General features: G+C 68.7%; 18 protein-coding genes and 1 pseudogene. 12 read left to right on the top strand and 7 right to left on the bottom strand.

Annotated elements, in window-relative coordinates; all coding sequences use genetic code 11:
• Nucleotides 1-29: 29 nt before the first annotated feature.
• The 7 genes and pseudogenes from F9278_RS28615 to F9278_RS28585 all read right to left on the bottom strand — a co-directional run bounded on the left by F9278_RS28615 (nt 30) and on the right by F9278_RS28585 (nt 9078).
• A complete protein-coding gene (locus F9278_RS28615; protein ID WP_226966995.1) occupies nt 30-1088 on the bottom strand; it encodes an amino acid--tRNA ligase-related protein in 1059 nt (352 codons plus the stop codon).
• 1553 nt (nt 1089-2641) lie between these two features.
• Nucleotides 2642-3367, bottom strand: coding sequence for a UPF0158 family protein (locus tag F9278_RS28610; RefSeq protein ID WP_226966994.1), 726 nt, complete (start codon nt 3365-3367; stop codon nt 2642-2644).
• Between the two features lie 1364 nt (nt 3368-4731).
• Nucleotides 4732-4863, bottom strand: a pseudogene (locus F9278_RS46390) (IS5/IS1182 family transposase); the annotation flags it as partial.
• 857 nt (nt 4864-5720) lie between these two features.
• Entirely contained in the window at nt 5721-6434 is a 714-nt protein-coding gene (locus F9278_RS28600; protein WP_226966993.1) for a GntR family transcriptional regulator, read from the bottom strand.
• A 10-nt stretch (nt 6435-6444) separates the two neighbouring features.
• Nucleotides 6445-6948 (bottom strand): flavin reductase family protein, encoded by a 504-nt coding sequence (locus F9278_RS28595; RefSeq protein WP_152170884.1) that lies wholly within the window; start codon nt 6946-6948, stop codon nt 6445-6447.
• Between the two features lie 47 nt (nt 6949-6995).
• Nucleotides 6996-7433 (bottom strand): ester cyclase, encoded by a 438-nt coding sequence (locus tag F9278_RS28590; RefSeq protein WP_152170883.1) that lies wholly within the window; start codon nt 7431-7433, stop codon nt 6996-6998.
• A complete protein-coding gene (locus F9278_RS28585) occupies nt 7420-9078 on the bottom strand; it encodes a BCCT family transporter (protein WP_226966992.1) in 1659 nt (552 codons plus the stop codon). Before F9278_RS28585 ends, F9278_RS28590 begins: the two co-directional genes overlap by 14 nt.
• Nucleotides 9079-9321: 243 nt before the next feature.
• Between F9278_RS28585 and F9278_RS28580 the strand changes: the two genes are divergently transcribed.
• The 12 genes from F9278_RS28580 (at nt 9322) to F9278_RS28530 (ending at nt 19964) form a co-directional block, all read left to right on the top strand.
• Nucleotides 9322-9948, top strand: a complete 627-nt coding sequence (locus F9278_RS28580; protein ID WP_152170882.1) for an amino acid synthesis family protein — start codon at nt 9322-9324, stop codon at nt 9946-9948.
• Nucleotides 9945-10496: an amino acid synthesis family protein gene (locus tag F9278_RS28575; protein ID WP_152170881.1), complete on the top strand. Its 552-nt coding sequence runs from the start codon at nt 9945-9947 to the stop codon at nt 10494-10496. Before F9278_RS28580 ends, F9278_RS28575 begins: the two co-directional genes overlap by 4 nt.
• An 11-nt stretch (nt 10497-10507) precedes the next feature.
• Complete coding sequence (locus F9278_RS28570; protein ID WP_152170880.1) at nt 10508-11239, top strand: alpha/beta fold hydrolase; 732 nt, start codon at nt 10508-10510, stop codon at nt 11237-11239.
• Nucleotides 11232-12722, top strand: a complete 1491-nt coding sequence (locus F9278_RS28565; protein ID WP_152170879.1) for an aldehyde dehydrogenase — start codon at nt 11232-11234, stop codon at nt 12720-12722. The genes F9278_RS28570 and F9278_RS28565 overlap by 8 nt, the downstream gene beginning before the upstream one ends.
• A 6-nt stretch (nt 12723-12728) precedes the next feature.
• Nucleotides 12729-12962, top strand: coding sequence for a tautomerase family protein (locus F9278_RS28560; protein ID WP_152170878.1), 234 nt, complete (start codon nt 12729-12731; stop codon nt 12960-12962).
• A complete protein-coding gene (locus tag F9278_RS28555) occupies nt 12959-14002 on the top strand; it encodes an LLM class flavin-dependent oxidoreductase (RefSeq protein WP_152170877.1) in 1044 nt (347 codons plus the stop codon). Before F9278_RS28560 ends, F9278_RS28555 begins: the two co-directional genes overlap by 4 nt.
• A 34-nt stretch (nt 14003-14036) precedes the next feature.
• Nucleotides 14037-14174: a hypothetical protein gene (locus tag F9278_RS46385; RefSeq protein WP_193241679.1), complete on the top strand. Its 138-nt coding sequence runs from the start codon at nt 14037-14039 to the stop codon at nt 14172-14174.
• A 291-nt stretch (nt 14175-14465) separates the two neighbouring features.
• Entirely contained in the window at nt 14466-15797 is a 1332-nt protein-coding gene (glnT, locus tag F9278_RS28550; RefSeq protein WP_152170876.1) for a type III glutamate--ammonia ligase, read from the top strand.
• Between the two features lie 33 nt (nt 15798-15830).
• Complete coding sequence (locus tag F9278_RS28545) at nt 15831-16742, top strand: class II glutamine amidotransferase domain-containing protein (RefSeq protein ID WP_152170875.1); 912 nt, start codon at nt 15831-15833, stop codon at nt 16740-16742.
• Nucleotides 16739-17431, top strand: a complete 693-nt coding sequence (locus tag F9278_RS28540; RefSeq protein ID WP_152170874.1) for a GltB/FmdC/FwdC-like GXGXG domain-containing protein — start codon at nt 16739-16741, stop codon at nt 17429-17431. The genes F9278_RS28545 and F9278_RS28540 overlap by 4 nt, the downstream gene beginning before the upstream one ends.
• An 11-nt stretch (nt 17432-17442) precedes the next feature.
• Nucleotides 17443-18786, top strand: a complete 1344-nt coding sequence (locus F9278_RS28535; RefSeq protein WP_152170873.1) for an FMN-binding glutamate synthase family protein — start codon at nt 17443-17445, stop codon at nt 18784-18786.
• A complete protein-coding gene (locus tag F9278_RS28530) occupies nt 18786-19964 on the top strand; it encodes an NAD(P)/FAD-dependent oxidoreductase (protein WP_152170872.1) in 1179 nt (392 codons plus the stop codon). Before F9278_RS28535 ends, F9278_RS28530 begins: the two co-directional genes overlap by 1 nt.
• The last annotated feature ends 9 nt before the right edge of the window (nt 19965-19973 follow it).

The following is a 19973-nucleotide window of genomic DNA, read 5'->3' as shown; positions in this document are numbered from 1 at the left end:
CCGTTAAATTCTTGCTTCTTGATGAACGATCAGGGCTTGAGAGTCGAATGCGTTCGCGGGAAGTGGCACACGTCCCAGATCGCCGGCATCTCCAACACGCCCTGGACAAATCGTTCCCAGCCGAGGCCGAATCCTGAACTGCGACGCCAGTCGTCGAGCTCCCGGGTCTCCAAATACGGCGCGTAGTCCTGGGGCGGAAGCTGGAAGGTCTCTGCCTTGGCGGCGAGTTCATCACTCCCGCCGATACGTTCACCGCTGCCGAGTATCTCCCGGTAGCCCGGCCAGATGATGTCCGCGTTGTTGGCGGTCCTGGGATTCGAGTCCCGGTTCTCCGCATGGTAGAACGGCACCTCAAGCAACGGGTACTGACTCACCGTCACAGGGCCACCGCAGATCCAGGTCAGCCGGATCTCTTCCCAGCTGCCGAACGTACCGTCCGTGGTGAAGTTACGGAACCGGTTGTCGCCCGTGTCCTCGTGAAGAAGGTCAAGTGCTTCGCGGAGGGTCAGGTGGGTGTAAGCCGAAGGAGACGTCAGTGACGCCAACTCGGTCAGCCTGTCGGCGGGCAGGAAGTACGCAAGAGCCTCCTCCTCGTTCTCGAGGAGCTCGTTCAGAAGATGCGATATCAGCCCGATTGCGCAGGACAGATTGGATTCCTGCGATACTCTTCCCTCGAACTCGATGTGGTGAAACTCCGAGAGATGGGAGAAATCACTTTCCTCCAGCCGGAAGGAGTTGTAAACGCTGTACACTTCCTCCACCCCCGGCTGAGCCAGCGCCAATTCAAGGTAAATCTGCGAAGACTCGGAGAGAAACGCCGAATCCGGCAGATCGAACCATGAAAGAGTGACAGGAGAAGTGTCCGACGTATAGCTGATCGCTTCTTTCCCGTACACCGCGCCCGGCGACGAGATCATGCGCGTGACGAGAGGCAGGAGGGTGAACAGCGCACCGCGTCCCGAAAAATATGAATGCGCGGCCGAGAAAACACGGTGATTAATCCTCGAGATGCTCGCAAACGCCTTGTCACTTGCGAGATCCTGTACTCGTCTCTGAAACTTCGAGACCGGCACCTCGAGCTTTCTCACATCGTCGATACAGTCATGAACTCGGTTACCTCTGAACCGAATACGGCCATCTTTCAGCGCTTCATACGGGCCCAGCAATTAGCATCCTTTCCTGCCGACCAGCCGATGTCCATCAGCACTGCACACGTGAATCGGCACGCTGAGGCGACATCGGCGCAGCATGGATTCACAGCGAACCAGTTCGCGCCAGTTCGAGGTTCCTTGATAATGGCCAACAAGAGCCTAGCTCCGCAGCTTGATCGCTGTCCAGAGCCACAATCCCTCACTTTTCACTAGAGTTTACGCAGGGGCTTGAGGCAAACATTCCGCTAGTAATCGCAGAGTGAAGGTGGTAAGGCCGATGTGACGGCGCGTGATGCTCCTGGCGCGTTGCCACGCCGCTCGATACGGTCGGATCAGGATGTGCCGGGAGCCGGATTCGCTGTCGCACGAGGAGCCGATCGCGCCTACTCGGCACCAGGCTGAGGTGATCGCCCGTCAGGATGCCCAGATGAACGCGCTGGCGGCCCAACTCAGCCCATTCACGCGGGCGTTGGCGTTGTTCGAGTACCTCGTCCCGCGCAACAGCTTCAACTCCCCGCTTCCTCGGAGGACAAGCGGCCCCGGCGCCCCAGGCACCGCGCCGGCTTGGAGACGCGGCCCGGATCGGGTGGACCGCTTCCCGCAAGCTTCCCCGTGATGTTGGACCATCTGGAGCCTGGAACGTGAGGTTCCAGAAGAAGCGGTGTCGGCTGGGAAGCATGAGTAACCGCAGTAGCCCGTATGCGAGTTCAAACGTGATGGAGTCGCGCTGGCCCGGTCCTCCGGCAACACCGTCACCGAGGTCAGCGCGCCGAGGGTCTGCGGAACTGAGTCAGGCAGGACACGATCGACTGCGGTCAGGGACGCCGGGCGAGCGCGGAGCGGGAAGAGCTGCGGCGGCGGCTACGGCAGAACCGACCACTCCTCCTCTTCGTGGTTGTTCGGCGAACAGGCCCGCGCCGCCCACCGACGACGCCCTGGCCCGCTGGATCACCGTGCTGCGCACCAGCGGGTCAACCACATACGTATCGAGCGGATCATGCACAAGCGCGACACCGCTGGGGTTACCCGGCGCGGGCGCCGGTCGCTGACCAGTCCGGCGAAGAGGTCAGCTCGCCGCTGATGAAAAAGACCCAGGTCAAAGCAGAGCAGACCCGGGTCTTCATAGAGCCGCCTTCGGGATTCGAACCCGAGACCTACGCATTACGAGGACACTAGTGATCGTGATGCCGGGTTCCGTCCTGTGGTGCCATTTCCAGTTTTGGCTGATCAGAACACACGCGGCGTTCTGGCCCATGTTGTCGTGTCCATCTGATCCAAAGGCGTCCGGCCTCCCCGTGGCCTCCCATCGCCGTCACCTGCGCGATCCAGGGGCCGTCCCGGTGGAGCGGGGGCGCAATTGTCCGCTGACCAGGTTGGCCGCGACCATCGCGGCGCCCGGGCCAGCGCCCACGCTCTCTGCCTCACACTGTACGGATTCAGCGAGCCTTCGGCTGCGGTACAAAGGCCAGTTCGTCCCGCTCCTGCGCGGGTCAGGATCGCACCGTCCGCCGCGGTACGGGGAGACTCGGGCAGTAGCCCTCCTCGGCCAGCCAGGCGCGGGCCCGGCCACGCTGTCGCTCATCGCAGAACCGGTGGTACCGGCGCCAAGCCCGCTCGTCACCGGCGAGGACATTCTTGAAGCGCCGAAAGGCGCCCCTTCCGCCGATGACGATCCGCAACCGGTCCACGAGGTCTGCGTCGCCGAGCCCTTCGATGAACAGCTCCATATCCCGGTAGCCGGCCCGGGCAGCCAGAGCTGGCACGTACAACCACCGATCGGGATCGTCCGCCTCCTCGGCCTCAACCCCGGTCCCCAACTCGTCGGTGAACGACGGCCAGCACTCCCCGGTGGACAGATCGATCCGGCCACCCGACTCAGCCGGATCGCCCTCCAGCAGCATGGCGAGCATCTCCAGATCGACCGCGAGCGGGCGCAGGAGGGGGATCGCCGCGTCGCCCATGACCGCGTGCAACCGGTCCGCCAACTCCTCGTCGCCCCGGAAGCCACGCTCCCGGAGCGCGCCGAGAAACGAGGCCGCCATCTCCGCGGCTGTCGGCAGGCCCAGCGCCGCGGCCCCGGCCACACCATCGCCGGCCAACTGCAGGACCTCACGCGCGGGACCACGACGCAACGCGCCAAGCAGCGCCACCCCGTCCTGAGCGTGGACCGCGCCACGCACGGCCCGCAGCCCGTCCTCGTCCCACCCTTCGGCCACGACTGTGACGGTAGCGCGCCTCCGGGGACGTACGACGCCGGGTCCACCGGTTTCCCACCGCCCGACGCCGTGCCGTGCCGGTGCCGGTTCTCACCCGGCGCCTTCATGAGCAGGCGGTCATGCCCTGGTCAGCGGTGCCCCTTGCGGCCGCTCTTGCCGGCTGTGCTCCGACGCTTCCGGGCACGGCCGAGTCGGGCGGCGGGAGTACGCAGTGCCCGGGCCGCGAGCTGCCCGAGCTCTTCGAGGCCGGCCCGGTCCGGGTGCGCGGAGTTCAGTGCGGCGGCAACCGCGTCCCTGGCCTCGGGGCCCTGGTCACGCAGCACCTCCTCAACGCCTTCCCCGCCGCCCGCCAGTTCCACGAGCTGGAGCAGGTTCTCGGCCAGCACCAGCAGACGCTCGGCATCGGTCATGTCCTCGGGCGACAGCAGCTCATGGTGCGCCAGGGCGGTCAGCACGAGCGGCGCCAGCGCTGCGTCGCCCCGCAGCCCCCGCAGCAGCCGCTCGCCCTCGCCGTCCGGCAACGCCGTCAGCAGTACGGCGAGCATCGCCTGCGCACGCACCCGGAAAGGCATGGACCGTACGGCTTCGGTCAGTTGCCGCAGCGCGGCATCCCGCTCGCCGCGGGCCGCGATCCAGCCGGCCAGCTCCACGCCTGCGGCATCCGGGTCGTAGTCGTCGGCCAACACACCCAGCAGGCCCGCCGCCGGGGCATGGGCAAGCTCACCGACCAGCGGTGCGTCCCGGCCGACCGCCAACAGCCGCTGCCGTAGCGCCAGGGTGCCCAGCTTGGTGAGACGGAGGAGCTCCACCGGTCCGGCAGTCAGCTCTTCACGCAGGCGGCGGTCACGCTCCTGTGCCGCCGGGTCAGGCGTCACCCCTGCGGCACCCAGCAGCTCCGCGAGCTCCGGCGGCATGCCCTCGGGCAACTCGGGTTCAGCGGCGAGGTCGACATCGAGGAACACTGGATCGGCCATCCCCCGATCACGTTTGATCGCGCCCAGTTCCGCCAGCGTGTCGAGCACCGTGCGCAGGTCCCGGTCGGCGTGCTCGAACCACATCCGGTGCTGGATGTCCAACCCGCCGTCCAGTTGGAAGCGGGCCCGGTAGGCCAAGTGGACGGAGTCCCGCAGCCGCGGCCAGGGCATCGGGTACGGCAGGCTGTAGAGCGTGTTCAGCACGTCCTCCAGCACGTCCTCGTACGCATCGAAGAACATCGACTCGACGTGCCAGCCACTGCGCGCGCCGATCAGGGCCTGCCGCATCTCGAAACAGGCCTCGAAAGCACGGAGCCACAGGTGAAGCGGATCGGCCAGCACCAGCCGGGCCCTGGCCACCGCACACAACCGCCCCTTGGCCACCCGGACCAGCCGCGCTTTGGCCGGCTGTCCCGTCGGCCGGCGTTCGAGGCGGGCCTTTCTCCAGGCCGTCAACGTCGACTCAATCAGGGCCCATCGGGCGTCGGACAGGTCACTGGGGTACGGCTTGCGCTCGCTCACGGCGCAGCGTGATCACGAGTGCGACGGAGGGGCGGGTTCCGCTGGAACTCGGGCGATTCTATGGTGCTTTCAAATCAGACGGGTTTTCGGGTCCGAAGTAGCACAAGACGGACAGTCGAGTGCTCGTCCCCGCATAGTACGAATAACCCCTAACGAGTGAAGGCGCCCAAAGCAGGACATGGGCAAAATTCGCATACCGAAAAAAGACTATGTGAACGCCCACTGAGACAAGACCACGCCTCCCATGTGCGCGCATACGCGCAACGGTTCAATGTGAAGTAGTCGGCCCCCGAGAGCATGTTCATTTTTGCAGCCGCGAGGCTTCAAGAGAAGAGGAAATATTGAAAGTTCACTTACTGCGGTGGCGGACGAAGAGCGGTGTCGATGAACTACTCGGGCCTGCTGAATTCGATCGGGAACTCACGGTCGGAGCCCGCCTGCGGGCTGGCGCCCGCAGTGAGCCGGAAGCCGTCGTAGAAGGTGCTCCGGAAGATGACGTGCGGCATGATCGACACGCTCTCGTGCCCTGCCGCGTCAGCGCCTACCCCTGCCGGTCTCGTCCGTCCCTGGCGAGGAGTACAACAGGGATCCGCGTCACCTTCACCGATCTCGGGCCGCTTCGTCCGAGATACCGGTCGTCTCGCATGTCGTGCGAGGGAGGGCACAAGGGATCCCGTACCGGCCGCACCTGATCGCCGGCTGCTACCGAACCACCGGTCCGGTCTCGACGGGTTGATCGACGAACCGGACATCGCTGATTCAACCTGAGTACAGGGAGGTTTCCGCCGCGGAAGCTCCCCGTAAGCCGAAAGCCGGGCCCTGCCCCCGAAGGGACGGAGCCCGGCCCTGTCGCACCGTCAGGAGATGTTCGAACCCTCGATCGGCAGCCCCGCCAGCAGCGCGCGCCGGCTGGCCCTGACGTGCTCGCGCATCACCTGCTCGGCGCTGTCGCCGTCCTTCTCCAGGATCAGTTCGAGGACGACATGGTGTTCGCGGTCCGACTGCAGGGCCCGGCCCGGCCGGCTCAGCGAGGTGTGCACCAGGCGGGAGTAGTAGGCCAGTTGATTCATCAGGATCCGGTAGTGGGCCTCCAGCTTGCTGTTGTCGGCGCCGGTGATGAGCAGGTCGTGGAACTCCTGGACCAACTCGGCGTACCGGTCCCGGTCGTCCCGCGCCACCGCTTCGTCGGCTGCCAGCAGATTGCGTTCGAGCAGGTCGATCTCCGGAACGCGCCCGCGCTGGGCGAGAAGACGGGCGGCGGCGCCCTCGATGAGTTCCTTCATCTCGAAGAGTTCGGTGATCTCGCGACGGGAGGGGGTGCTGACGAACGTCCCGACCCGGGGCCGGATCTCGACGAGCCCCTCGGTCTGCAACTGCTTGAGGGCTTCGCGCACCGGCGTACGGCTGACGCCGAACTCCTCCGCGAGGGCGAGTTCCGAGAGCGGGGCGCCCGGCTCGATGTCGCCCGTGATGATCCGCCGACGCATGTCGGCGATCACCCTGGCCTGCATCGAGCCGTTCTTCGGCTCCCTCTTCGGCTCGTCCTTCGGTTCGCTCTTCGCGCGATTCACCGAACCCTCCTCATCCAAGCGGCGCCAGCGCGCCGCCGTCGAAGAACTTACCCGCGCTGTAGACCATCGGGGGGTGCTCGGTGACCACCGCGTGCACCACACGGCAGATGAACACGGTGTGGGTGCTGGCCTGCAGCCGCTCGCGGATCTCGACCTCCATCCGCGCGCTGCTGCGGGCGATCAGCGGGCTGCCGAACGGGCCGCTCTCCCATTCGACGTCCCTGAACTTGTCGTCGGCCTTGCTCGCGAACGTACCGACGACGTCGAGCTGGTCCGTGGACAGGATGTTGATCGCGAGGTGGTCCGCCTGGAAGAGACAGTCGTGGGTGGTCGAGGTCCGCTGGACGCACACCATCACGGTGGCCGGGTCGAGCGAGATGCTCGAGAACGCGTTGACGGCCAGCCCTCTGGGGGTCTCACCGTCCATCGCGGTCACCACCGTGACACCGGTGACGAACTGCCGGTTGACCTGCTTCATCACGTCGAGGTCGGGCTTCGCGGCGAGCGGGGTCATCAAAGAACTCCTAGTCATCGTGATCGTCGGTTCTGTCCCGGGTCCCGTCAGTCCTGTCCGACCCGGATGACTCCCAGCGCCGAGAGCAGCGCCCGGGGGTCCCAGGTCACGTGCTCCTCGACGATGCGGTCCCCTTCGAAGCGGGCGAAGGTGGCGCCGCTGACGTCGACCTGGCGCCTGGTGGGCGGGACACCGAGGAAGGAGTGGGTCTGGGTGCCGCTGCTGTGCCAGCGGATCGCGGCCCGGTCGCCCTCGATCACAAGGTCGTCGATGGTGGTGACGAGGTCCGGGAAGGCGGCCCGGGTCGAGACGATCGCGGCCTTGAACGCGGTCAGGTCCTGCGGCTGCGGGTCGCCGCCGTAGCGGAGGTAGGCCGGGCTCAGCAGCGCGTCGAGGGCATCGACGTCTCCCTGGCCCCAGACCGCTGCCCACGTCCTCTCGATCAGCGCACGACGGGTGTCGGAAAGCGGATCAGAGTGCGGCACCGGTCGTCTCCTTCTCGTCCGTGCTCGGTTCGCTCGGCTCGCGCGCTTCCCTGCCGTCCCTCCGATCCGCTCTCAGTTCCGTCCAGAAGGACACCGCCAGTCCGGCGATGATCACGAGGAAGGGCAGGGATGTCACGATGACGGTGTTCTGCAGGGCGTTCAGTCCGCCGGCGAGCATGAGGACCACGGCGGTGACACCGGTGAGCACACCCCAGAGGATGAGCACCGGGCGACGCGGGGTGAGCGAGCCGTTCGACGTCATCATGGACAGCACGTAGGTGTTGGCGTCGGCGCCGGAGACGAAGAACATCACGACCAGGATGATCGCGACCACCGAGGTGACCCCGGAGAGCGGGAAGTGGTCGAGGGTCGCGAAGAACGCGCTGTTGATGTCGGCGGCGGTCTGCTTGGCGATGTCGCCGCCCTCGAACATGTCGACGTGGATCGCCGTACCGCCGAAGACCGTGAACCAGGTGAAGAAGACCACGCTGGGGACGACCAGGACGCCCATGATGAAGCCGCGGATGGTCCGGCCCCGCGAGATCCGGGCCAGGAAGACACCGACGAAGGCGCCCCACGACACCCACCAGGCCATCATGAAGTAGGTCCACCACTGCATCCATTCGAGCCCGCCGAAGGCGGTGCCCTGGAGGCTCATCCGGAAGAAGTCGGTGGCCCACTGGCCGACGGACTCGATGTACAGGTTCGCGAGGAAGACCGCCGGGCCGACGACCAGCATGAAGACGAAGAGCCCGATCGCCAGCAGGGTGCTGCCCTGGCTCAGGAACTTGATGCCCTTGCTGACGCCGGTCACCGCCGAGAGCGTGAAGATCGAGGTGACGGCGGCGATGATCAGCACCTGGCTGACGTTGTTGACCGGCATCCCCCACAGCCGGCCGAGTCCGTTGTTGACCTGGAGTGCGCCGAGGCCGAGGGAGGTCGTGGTGCCGAAGAGGGTCGCGAACACGGCGAGGACGTCGATGGTCTTGCCGATCGGCCCGTTCGCGCGGTCGCCGAGCAGCGGCACGAACAGCTGGCTGACCAGGGTGCGCCGGCCCTTGCGGTGGGTCGAGTAGGCGATGGCCAGCCCGAAGACGGCGAAGATCGCCCAGGCCTGGAGGCCCCAGTCGAAGTAGGAGTACTGGAGGGCGCGGACGGCCGCCGCCGGGGTGTTCGGCTCGGCGAGTCCGTGCGGGGGCGTCGCCAGATGGGAGATCGGTTCGGCGACACCGTACGAGACCAGGCCGATGCCCATGACCGCGCTGAGGATCATGGCGAACCAGGTGAGCGTCGAGAACTCGGGGCGGTCGGTGTCCTTGCCCAGGCGGATGTCGCCGGCGGGGCTGAAGGCCAGGAACACCAGGAAGATCAGGATGGCGAGCGTGATCACCAGGTAGGACCAGCCGAACGTGGACGTCACCCAGTTCAGCGAGGTGTTGGTGACCTTGTTGAGGTTGTCCGTGAAAAGCACCGCCCAGGCCACGAAGATCGTAGAGATCCCGATCGAGGTCCAGAAGACGGAACCGAGTCTGCCGCCGCCGTCCTGATCGGCTCCGGCTCCGGTGCGGTCCGTGGCGATATCCCCGCTGCTCCCCGACGGTGTCGCGGGCGGTGTCTCCGCGTCCGCTCCAAGGTGACTGGACATGGAACTCCTTGGGTTCGGGGGCTCGATGGCCACCGGTTCTGGCATACAAGCAGCAGTAAGGCACGCCACCGATGGAGCGTCAAGGGGGCGGGATGCGGAATCACATACCGCCTCTGAAGATCGTCAATAAATGCAGGTTAAAAGCCTGTAACCAGCATCGAACAGAAGGTGGACAGACCACGGGGGAGCCTGCCCATCCACCCCCTTGACCGACCCAAGAGACGACACCTATCGTCCTGTGCCATGCAAGAGCGCATGGATCACCTCGACGAGAGCATCGGTCTCCGCAAACTCGTGCTGTACCGGGATGCCGTTCTGACCGAGGCGGGCGAGGCGCCCGCGCGGCCCACGCGAAGAGCCAGCGTCGCCGCGGTCATACGGAACCCGTGGCTGGGCACCGGCCCCTCGGCCGACCTCTCCGTGGAGCAGGCCCGTGTCGGTCCGGTGCTCGCCAGAGTGCTGACCGACCGGCTCATCGCCTCCCTGGGCGGCGTGGACGAGATCGAGGCGTTCGGCAAGGCCGCCGTCGTCGGCGCGGCGGGCGAGATCGAGCACGCCGGGGCCCTCATCCACACGCCGTACTTCGGCAATCTGGTACGGGAGTTCCTGCACGGCGAGTCGATCATCTGCTTCGCCGACACCCGGGCCGAGGCGGGCGAGACTCTGATCGTCCCGCTCTGGCACAAGACACATGCCTCGACGCGCAGCCACTACCAGACCATCAGTGCCCGTGTGTCCGACGCCCCGCGCGCGGACGAGATCGTCGTCATCGCGGCGGCGTCGACGGGGCCGCGCCCGCACCCCCGTATCGGGGACCGCACGACCGACCCCGTCGTCACCACCGAAACCCTGGAGGTTGTCCCCTCATGAGCGTCCGCAAGATCGTGACCATCGTCGAGGAGATCCGCACCGAGGGCGGTCGCGCGCTCGCCCGCCCCGCCCGGATCGCCGTCGTCGCCGCGGTGATCGACAACCCGTGGGCCGGTCAGGGCTTCGTCGAGGACCTCGCTCCCGGTATCGACGCGCACGCCTCCGACCTGGGCGCGCTGCTGGCCCCGGCGGTGCTCGACGCGCTGGAGGCCCCGGCGGAGGCCTACGGCAAGGCGGCGATCGTGGGTCTGGACGGCGAGATCGAGCACGGCTCGGGGCTGATCCACACGCTGAAGTTCGGCGACCACTTCCGCAAGGCGGCCAACGCCACCACCCTGCTGCCGGCGGTCGAGAAGCGCGGGCCCGCCGGGGTGGTCTTCGACATCCCGCTGAAGCACATCACCGACGCCACGATCCGCTCGCACCACCAGAGCGTCGAGGTCAGGCTCGCCGACGCCCCCCACCCGGGCGAGATCGTCATCGCGCTGGCCGCCGCCGCCCAGGGTCGCCCCCAGCAGCGTCTGGCCCCCCTCTCCACCGAGCAGTAGGCCAGGCATACATGAGCAGGCCCACCGTGGTGCTGCTGCACGGCGTCGGGCTCGACCACACCATGTGGGAGCCCGTCGCCGCGCTGCTGGCCGACCGCTTCACCGTGCTCGCCCCCGATCTGCCGGGCCACGGCACCCGCCCGCCGGTGCGTGACGGGGTGACCCTCGCCGAGCTGGCCGCCGGAGTGGTCGACGAGATCCCGGCCGGCTCCCATCTGGTCGGTTTCTCGCTGGGCGCCCTGGTCGCCCAGCATGTGGCGCTGCACCGCCCGGACCTGGTGGCCACGCTGATCTCGGTGAGTTCGGTGTGCGCGCGTACGGCCGAGGAGCGGGCGTCCGTCCTCGACCGGCTGCGCACCGCCGAGGCCGACTTCACGGCGAGCGCGGCGGCGTCCCTGAAGCGCTGGTACGACGGCACCGATGTGGCGCCCGAGGTGGTGGCCCGCACCGAGGCCACCCTCCTCGCCAACGATGTCGGGTCCTTCCTCGACTGCTACCGCGTGTTCGCCACGGCGGACGCCGACCTCGCACCGGACCTGGCCGCCATCGCCGTACCCGCCCTGGCGGTGACCGGTGCGGAGGACCCCGGGTCCACCCCCGAGATGACCCACCGGCTGGCCGCGGCGTTGCCGGACTGCCGGGCGGAGATCGTCCCCCGGGCGCGTCACATGCTGCCCGTCGAGCGCCCGCAGGCGTTCGTCGACTGCCTCACCACCTTCATCGGAGCGTGCGCGGATGCCTGAACCCACCACCACCTGGCGGCACTTCATCGGCGGGGCCTGGACCGAGCCCGCGTCGGGCGAGTACTTCGAGAGCGTCAACCCGGCCACCCGCGAGGTCCTCTACCGGGCCGCGCGCGGCAACGCCGCCGACATCGACAAGGCGGTGACCGCCGCGCGGAAGGCGTTCGAGGACCCGCGCTGGCGCGACCTCAGCCAGACGAAGCGCGGCCATCTGCTGCGGCGCCTGGGCGACCTGATCGCGGAGAACGCCGAGGACCTGGCCCGGATGGAAACGCAGGACAACGGCAAGCTGCTGCGCGAGATGCGAGGCCAGCTGGCCACCCTGCCCGAGTACTACTACTACTACGCCGGACTGGCCGACAAGATCCACGGCGACTTCATCCCGACCTCCGACCGCCAGGTCCTCAACTACACGGCCCGCGAGCCCCTGGGCGTCGTCGGCGCCATCACGCCCTGGAACTCCCCGCTGACGCTGACCAGCAGCAAGCTGGCGCCCGCGCTCTGCGCCGGGAACACGGTCGTGATCAAGCCCTCGGAGTACACCTCGGCAACCGTGCTCAGGCTCGCCGAACTGGCCATCGAAGCGGGCTTCCCGCCGGGCGCGGTGAACGTCGTCACCGGGTTCGGCGCCGAGGCCGGACAGGCCCTCGTCGACCACCGCGACCTGGCGAAGATCTCCTTCACCGGCAGCACGGCGACCGGGGCGCGCATCGCCGCGGCCACCGCGAGCCGTTTCATCGGCTCCACGCTCGAACTCGGCGGCAAGTCGCCCAACATCGTCTTCGAGGACGCGAACGTCCCGAACGCGGCGATGGGCGTGGTCGCCGGCATCTTCGCCGCCGCCGGGCAGACCTGCATCGCCGGCAGCCGGGTGTTCGCCCACCGGTCCGTCTACGACGAGCTGCTCGAACGGGTCTCGGAACGCGCCCGGACCATCGTCATCGGCGACCCCCTGGACGAGAAGACCGAGCTGGGCCCGCTGGCCTTCGAGGACCAGCGCGACAAGGTCGCCGGATACGTCGACCTCGGCCGCGGCGAAGGCGCCCGGGTGCTGACCGGCGGCCGGGCCACCGACGGCGGCCTCGGCGGCTGGTTCTACGAGCCGACCGTCCTCGTGGACGTCGACAACGGCATGCGCGTCGTACGGGAGGAGATCTTCGGCCCCGTGCTCGCGGTCATGCCGTTCGACACGGAGGAGGAGGTCGTCCGGCTGGCCAACGACACCGAGTACGGGCTCGCGGCCGGGGTGTGGACGACCAACCTCTCCCGCGCGCACCGGATGGCGGCGCGTCTGGACGCCGGGACCATCTGGGTCAACACCTACCGGGCCATGTCCCCGATGTCCCCGCGCCAGGGCTTCAAGACCAGCGGGGTCGGCGTCGAGCACGGCACCGAGACGATTCTGGAGTACACGCGGCTCAAGAGCGTCTGGATCAACACGAGCGAGGAGCCCGTGGCCGACCCGTTCACGATGCGGAGCTGAGCCGGCATGCCACAGGTCGCCATCACCCTCGCCGAGGGCCGCAGCCCGGCGCAGATCCGGGAGTTGATCCACGAGGTCCACGAAGCGGTCCTGCGCACCGTGAACACCCGGCCCGAGTACATCCGGGTCGTCGTCCACGAGGTCCCCCGGAGCCACTGGGCGACCGGTGACATCACCCTCACCGAGATGGACGCAGCGACAACAGCAGCCGCCGGAACGGCAGCGGAGGAGCAGTCATGAGGTTTTCGTTGTTCGTGCACATGGAGCGCTGGGACGAGGAGGTCAGTCACCGGCAGCTCTTCGAGAACCTCTCCGAGCTGACGCTGATGGCCGAGGCCGGCGGGTTCGGCACGGTGTGGATCGGCGAGCACCACTCGATGGAGTACACGATCTCCCCGAGCCCGATGCCCCTGCTCGCCCACCTCGCCGCGAAGACCTCGACGATCCGGCTGGGCGCCGGGACCGTCATCGCCCCGTTCTGGCACCCGATCCGGGTCGCCGGCGAGTGCGCGCTGCTCGACGTCATCAGCGACGGCCGGATGGAGGTCGGACTCGCCCGGGGCGCCTACCAGTTCGAGTTCGACCGGCTGGCGGGCGGCCTCCCGGCGGCGGACGGCGGCAAGCACCTGCGCGAACTCGTCCCGGCCGTACGGGCGTTGTGGCAGGGCGACTACGCCCACGACGGCGAGATCTGGCAGTTCCCGACCTCGACCAGCGTCCCCAAGCCGGTGCAGCGGCCCACCCCGCCCATGTGGATCGCCGCGCGCGACCCCGCCTCGCACGACTTCGCGGTGGAGCAGGGCTGCAACGTCATGGTCACCCCGCTGATGAAGGGCGACGAGGAAGTCGTCGCCCTCAAGGGGAAGTTCGACACCGCCGTGGCCAACCACCCCGAGGTGCCGCGCCCCGAGCTGATGGTGCTGCGGCACACGCACGTCCACTCCCCCGACGACCCGGAAGGCTGGCGCCCGGCCGCCGAGGCCGTCAACCGCTTCTACCGCACCTTCGACGCCTGGTTCGGCAACAAGACCACCCCGGTCAACGGCTTCCTGCCGCCCAGCCCCGAGTCGAAGTTCGAGGAACGGCCCGAGTTCCGCCCGGAGTCGCTCCACAAGACAGCGATGATCGGCACCCCGGCCGAGGTCATCGAACGCCTGCGCGCCTACGAGGAGCTCGGCGTCGACGAGTACAGCTTCTGGATCGACAACAGCCTGCCGCACGAGGAGAAGCGCAAGTCCCTGGAGCTGTTCATCAAGGAGGTCGTGCCGGCCTTCCAGTGAGCGCCGGACTGTCAGGGGCCGCCTGGACACGGACATGCCCGAGCAGGTGATCGAGGATCTCCTGGCCGGCTCGGTGCGCCTCCTGGAACCCGCACCGAGCCGGGCGACCCGCGTGTGGCGTCGCACGCCGAAACGGCGTACGGCCGCCGTCCCGTGGGCGCTGTCGCGGTAACCGGACCGGTGCGCCTGCCGCCCTGGCGGCGTCCTCGCCCGCGGCAAGCCGCGTGGGCGGGGACATCTCCCCGGTGTGAACCTCGCGACCCTGGCTCGGCGCGAGCCGCGTTCGACGACGGCGACTCGTCGCACGGCCGCCGCGACGCGCGTCGACCGTGCGACCCGTAAGGCCGGATCCGAGGCTCACGAGATACAGACCTCATCAATCCGAAACGAGAGCGAAATATTCACTATGTCTACTCAGCGGAGACGCTGATTCACTTCAGTTAACCTGACTTCAGGAGTCATCATGCCCGACAACCTCGACCTGGCCGCCCTCTGTGAGGCCAGCGGCACCAAGTTCCTCCTGGCGCTCTTCGTCGACCTCAACGGCAAGCCGTGTGCCAAGCTCGTGCCTGTCGAGGCTGTCGACGAGCTGGCGACGGCGGGCGTCGGCTTCGCCGGGTACGCCGTGGGCGCGATCGGGCAGGAGCCCAAGGACCCCGACCTGATGGCGATTCCGGACGTCTCCTCCTTCACGCCCGTCCCGTTCGTCAAGGAAGGCCTGGCGATCGTCCACTGCGACCCCCACGTGGAGGGCGAGCCGTGGCCCTTCGCTCCCCGCGTGATCCTCAAACAGGTCGTCGCCAAGGCCGCCGCCGCCGGCTTCGCGCCCTACGCCGGCGCCGAGGTGGAGTACTTCCTCCTCAAGCGCGACGCGGCGGGTGCCCTGGTCCCGGCGGACAGCGCCGACATCGCGGCCCAGCCGTGCTACGACGCGCGTGGCGTCACCCGGATGTACGACCACCTGACCTCGATCAGCACCGCGATGAACCAGCTCGGCTGGGGCAACTACGCCAACGACCACGAGGACGGCAACGGCCAGTTCGAGCAGAACTTCCAGTACGCCGACGCCCTGACGACGGCCGACCGGGTCATCACCCTCCGCTACCTGCTGAGCGTGCTCGCCCAGGAGCGGGGCATGATCGCGACCTTCATGCCGAAGCCGTTCGCCGACCGCACCGGCTCCGGCCTCCACCTCCACCTCTCCCTGCGCGACACCGCGACCGACACCCCGGTCTTCCCGGCGAGCGGCGAGGGCGACGAGGACCCGGTCGGACTGGGGCTGTCGAAGACGGCGTACTCCTTCGTCGCCGGCATCCTGGAGCACGCGACCGCGCTGCAGGCGGTCATCGCACCGACGGTCAACTCCTACAAGCGCACCGGCGCGGTCGCCTCCAGCGCGAGCGGTGCGACCTGGGCCCCCAAACTGCCGACGTACGGCGGCAACGACCGGACCCAGTACGTGCGCATCCCGGACAACCAGCGCATCGAGCTGCGCGGCGGCGACGGCGCGGCCAATCCTTATCTCGCCATCGCCGCGGCCGTGGACGCCGGCCTCGACGGCATCGCCGGCGGCCTCTCCCTCGGCGAGGTCGGCACCGGTCCCGAGACCCCCTTCCCGCTGACGCTGCTGAACGCCGTCGAGGCCTTCGAGGCCGACGACATCGTCAGGGGAACCCTCGACGTCGCCGGCCCGGGGGTCGCCGACTACTTCGCGAACCTGAAGAAGGACGAGTTCTTCGCCTACCACGCCGCCGTCTCCGACTGGGAGCACGACCGCTACCTCACCGCCTTCTGAGGCGCCGTCACCCCCGAGAAAGGGACTCAACACATGTGTGGAATCGTCGGGTTGCACCTGCGCAGCCCCGAGCTCTACTCCCGGCTCGGTGAGCTCCTCACCGGGATGCTGTGCGAGATGGAGGACCGCGGCGCGGACTCGGCGGGCATCGCCGTCTACGGCAACGACGACTGGTCGCCGCGCGGCAGGGGCTCGGTCTCACTGATCGACGTCGAGGTGTCCGGCGAGACGGTCGCGGCGGCGCTCGGCGCCGAGACCGGCGCCGAGGTGACGGCCGTCACCGTCGACAACGTGGTGCTCGCCAGCGCCGACGTCGACTCGGAGGTGCTGCTGTCCGCCGCGAGGAAGGCCTTCCCGCACGTCCTCGTCGGCGGCTTCGGCGAGGACCTCGCCGTCCTCAAGGGCGTCGGCGCCCCCCGGGCGCTGGCCGAGAGGTGGGGCCTCGCGAAGGCGCAGGGGTGGCAGGGCGTGGGCCACACCCGGATGGCGACCGAGTCGGCGGTCACGTCGTCGGGCGCGCACCCCTACGCCGTGGGCCCGGGCGAGTGCCTGGTGCACAACGGCTCCTTCTCCAACCACGCCACGATCCGCCGCGACCTGCGGGCGGCCGGGATCGAGTTCGACTCCGAGAACGACACCGAGGTCGGCGCCCGCTTCGTCGCGCGGCAACTCGCGGACGGCAAGGGCGTCGACGAGGCGCTCACCGACCTGACCCGGACCTTCGACGGTTTCTACACCCTGCTGGTCTCCAACCGCGACAGCTTCGCGGTCGTCCGCGACGCCATCGCCTGCAAGCCGGCCGTCATCGCCGAGACCGACGACTGGGTGGCGATGGCGTCGGAGTACCGGGCCCTCGCCCACCTGCCCGGCGTCGAGAACGCCCGGATCTGGGAGCCCGAGCCCGAGGTCATCTACCACTGGAACCGTCAGGAGGTGTCGGCATGAGCTCCGCCGACGAGGCAGTGCCCGCGTTCGACCTGAGCACCACGCCCCTGCGCGAGGTCAACCAGGCGCTCCACGCCTCGGGACTCGAAGGTGAGTACGTGATCGAGAACCCGCGCGGCGCCCACAACGTCGCCGTCGGTCTCGACGCGCCGGTCAAGGTCACCGTCAACGGTCACCTCGGCTACTACGCCGCCGGCATGAACCAGCAGGCCGAGGTCGTCGTCAACGGCAACGCCGGCCAGGGCCTGGCCGAGAACATGATGAGCGGCACCGTCCATGTCACGGGCTCGGCCTCACAGTCGGCCGGGGCCACCGGCCGCGGCGGTCTGCTGGTCATCGACGGCGACGCCGGCGCCCGCTGCGGCATCTCGATGAAGGGCATCGACATCGTCGTCGGCGGCGACGTCGGGCACATGAGCGCCTTCATGGCCCAGAAGGGCCGCCTGGTGGTCCGCGGGGACGCGGGGGACGCGCTCGGCGACTCGCTCTACGAGGCCCGCATCTACCTGCGCGGCGCCGCCAAGTCGCTCGGAGCCGACTGCGTCGAGAAGGAGATGCGGCCCGAGCACCTGGAGGAGCTGGCAGGCCTGCTCAAGGCGGCCGGCTTCGTGGACGACGACCCGGCGTCGTACAAGCGCTACGGCTCGGCCCGCACTCTCTACCACTTCACCCACGAGAACGAGTACTGAGGCAGGATCCGATGACCCTCACCTCCGACGACCGGGCCCGGCTGGGCCTGCGCGAGTCCGCGACCTTCGACCGGGCCACCATCGCCGCGATCCAGCGTGCCGCCGAGACCGGTATCTACGACATCCGCGGCTGGGGCGCCAAACGCGCCCTGCCCCACTTCGACGACCTGCTCTTTCTCGGCGCCTCGGTGTCGCGCTACCCGCTGGAGGGCTACCGCGAGCGGTGCGGCACCGATGTGGTGCTGGGCGGGCGCAACGCCAGGTACCCCGTCCGGCTCGACATCCCGGTGACGATCGCCGGCATGAGTTTCGGGGCCCTCGGAGCCCACGCCAAGGAGGCCCTCGGCCGCGCGGCCTCGGCCACCGGCACCTCCACCACCACCGGCGACGGCGGCATGACCCCGGAGGAGCGCGGCCACTCCAAGACGCTGGTCTACCAGTACCTGCCCAACCGCTACGGCATGAACCCGGACGACCTGCGCCGTGCCGACGCCATCGAGATCGTCCTCGGCCAGGGCGCCAAGCCGGGCGGCGGCGGCATGCTGCTCGGCCAGAAGGTCTCCGAGCGGGTCGCGGGCATGCGGGACCTGCCCGCCGGCATCGACCAGCGCTCGGCCTCGCGCCACCCCGACTGGACCGGCCCGGACGACCTCACCATCAAGATCAACGAGATCCGCGAGATCACCGACTGGGAGAAGCCGGTCTACGTCAAGGTCGGCGCCTCGCGCACCTACTACGACGTCAAGCTCGCCGTGCACGCCGGCGCGGACGTCGTGGTGGTGGACGGCATGCAGGGCGGCACCGCCGCCACCCAGGACGTCTTCATCGAGCACGTCGGCATCCCGACCCTCGCCGCCGTTCCGCAGGCGGTGCAGGCGCTCCGGGAACTCGGCGTCCACAAGAAGCCGGACGGCGTCCAGCTCATCGTCTCCGGCGGGATCCGCTCCGGCGCCGACGTCGCCAAGGCGCTCGCCCTCGGTGCCGACGCCGTCGCCATCGGCACCGCCGCCCTCATCGCGCTGGGCGACAACGACCCGAAGTACGCCGCGGAGTACGAGAAGCTCGGCTCGGCGGCCGGGTTCTACGACCAGTTCCAGGCGGGCCAGGACCCCGCGGGCATCACCACCCAGGACCCGGAGCTGCAACAGCGGCTCGACCCGGTCGAGGGCGGCCGGCGCGTCGCCAACTACCTGCGGGTCCTCACCATGGAGGCCCAGACGATCGCCCGCGCCTGCGGCAAGGCCCACGTCACCCACCTCGAACCCGAGGACATGGTCGCCACCTCCATCGAGGCGGCCGCCATGGCCCGCGTCCCGCTCGCGGGCACCTCCTGGATCCCGGGACAGGGGTTCTGATGGCGACGAAGGCAGTGGTCGTCGGAGGCGGCCTGATCGGACTCTCGATCGCCCGCGCACTGACCCAGCGCGGACTCACCGACGTGCTCGTCCTGGAGCGGCACCAGCTCGCCGGCGGCGGCACCGGCAAGTCCAGCGGGATCGTCCGCGCGCACTACGGCGTGCCCTCGATCGCCGCGATGGCGTGGCGGAGCGTGCCGGTCTTCGAGGAACTCGGCGACCGGGTCGGCTTCCGCCAGGTCGGCTACACCGTCATCGTCGGCGAGGAGAACGCCGAGCCGCTCAGCGCCAACACTGCCATGCACCAGGGCCTCGGCATCGACGTCGACCTGATCGACGCCGACCGGCTGGCCGGGCTGTGGCCGATGATGGAGACCGGCGACGTCGCGCTGGCGTCGTACGAACCGCGTGGCGGGTTCGCGGACGCCACCCAACTCGCCCTGCACTACGGGCAGGTGGCCCGTGACCACGGCGCGCGCATCCGGCAGAACACCCCCGTCGCCCGCATCCTCACCGCGGGCGACAAGGTGACCGGCGTCCAGCTCGACGGCGGTGAGGTGGTCGACGCCGATCTCGTCGTCGTCGCCTCGGGCTGGTGGTCGGCGAAGCTGCTCGCCGACCTCGGGATCGACTTCCCCGTCGAGGCCTACCGCTCGGAACTCCTCATCGTCGACGCCGGCGAGCCGCTGCCGGACCTCCCGGTCGTCTCCGACCTGGTGAGCCTGCAGTACTGCCGGCTGGAGGGCGCGGGCCAGTTCCTCGTCGGCAACAGCGACCACGCCGACTTCCAGAAGAAGTTCGTCGACCCCGACAACTACTCCAACATCGCCGGCGAGGCCAGTATCGAGAGGTACGCGGAGAAGCTGATGCACCGCTTCCCGGGCTTCCCCGACCCGTCGGTCACCCACACCTACGCCGGCGTGTACGACGTCCCGCCGGACTGGAACCCCGTGATCGCCCCGGTCGGGGGCGTCGACGGCCTGATCCTCTCGGCCGGCTTCGCCGGCCACGGCTTCAAGATCAGCCCGGCCGTGGGCGACCTCGTCGCCGACCTGGTGTTCGAGGGCGACAGCACCGACCCCGACGTCCCCGCCGCGGACTTCCGCCTCGAACGGTTCGCCGAGGGCCGACCGCTGAACAGCCTGCACCCCTATGTCGGTGCCGGCGAGATGCGGTGACGTGACCGG

This window comes from Streptomyces phaeolivaceus (genome assembly GCF_009184865.1).
GTDB lineage: Bacteria > Actinomycetota > Actinomycetes > Streptomycetales > Streptomycetaceae > Streptomyces > Streptomyces phaeolivaceus.
Note: the sequence above shows the minus strand (reverse complement) of the source record. Positions and strands in the feature narration are given on the sequence as shown.

What these genes read in the sequence shown, in the direction of transcription:
- F9278_RS46385 (WP_193241679.1), top strand. Translation starts at nt 14,037, where the DNA reads ATGCCCGAGCAGGTGATCGAGGATCTCCTGGCCGGCTCGGTGCGCCTC.
- F9278_RS28580 (WP_152170882.1), top strand. Translation starts at nt 9,322, where the DNA reads ATGCAAGAGCGCATGGATCACCTCGACGAGAGCATCGGTCTCCGCAAA.
- F9278_RS28530 (WP_152170872.1), top strand. Translation starts at nt 18,786, where the DNA reads ATGGCGACGAAGGCAGTGGTCGTCGGAGGCGGCCTGATCGGACTCTCG.
- F9278_RS28585 (WP_226966992.1), bottom strand. Translation starts at nt 9,078, where the DNA reads ATGTCCAGTCACCTTGGAGCGGACGCGGAGACACCGCCCGCGACACCG.
- F9278_RS28570 (WP_152170880.1), top strand. Translation starts at nt 10,508, where the DNA reads ATGAGCAGGCCCACCGTGGTGCTGCTGCACGGCGTCGGGCTCGACCAC.
- F9278_RS28565 (WP_152170879.1), top strand. Translation starts at nt 11,232, where the DNA reads ATGCCTGAACCCACCACCACCTGGCGGCACTTCATCGGCGGGGCCTGG.
- glnT (WP_152170876.1), top strand. Translation starts at nt 14,466, where the DNA reads ATGCCCGACAACCTCGACCTGGCCGCCCTCTGTGAGGCCAGCGGCACC.
- F9278_RS28555 (WP_152170877.1), top strand. Translation starts at nt 12,959, where the DNA reads ATGAGGTTTTCGTTGTTCGTGCACATGGAGCGCTGGGACGAGGAGGTC.
- F9278_RS28540 (WP_152170874.1), top strand. Translation starts at nt 16,739, where the DNA reads ATGAGCTCCGCCGACGAGGCAGTGCCCGCGTTCGACCTGAGCACCACG.
- F9278_RS28545 (WP_152170875.1), top strand. Translation starts at nt 15,831, where the DNA reads ATGTGTGGAATCGTCGGGTTGCACCTGCGCAGCCCCGAGCTCTACTCC.
- F9278_RS28595 (WP_152170884.1), bottom strand. Translation starts at nt 6,948, where the DNA reads ATGACCCCGCTCGCCGCGAAGCCCGACCTCGACGTGATGAAGCAGGTC.
- F9278_RS28535 (WP_152170873.1), top strand. Translation starts at nt 17,443, where the DNA reads ATGACCCTCACCTCCGACGACCGGGCCCGGCTGGGCCTGCGCGAGTCC.
- F9278_RS28560 (WP_152170878.1), top strand. Translation starts at nt 12,729, where the DNA reads ATGCCACAGGTCGCCATCACCCTCGCCGAGGGCCGCAGCCCGGCGCAG.
- F9278_RS28575 (WP_152170881.1), top strand. Translation starts at nt 9,945, where the DNA reads ATGAGCGTCCGCAAGATCGTGACCATCGTCGAGGAGATCCGCACCGAG.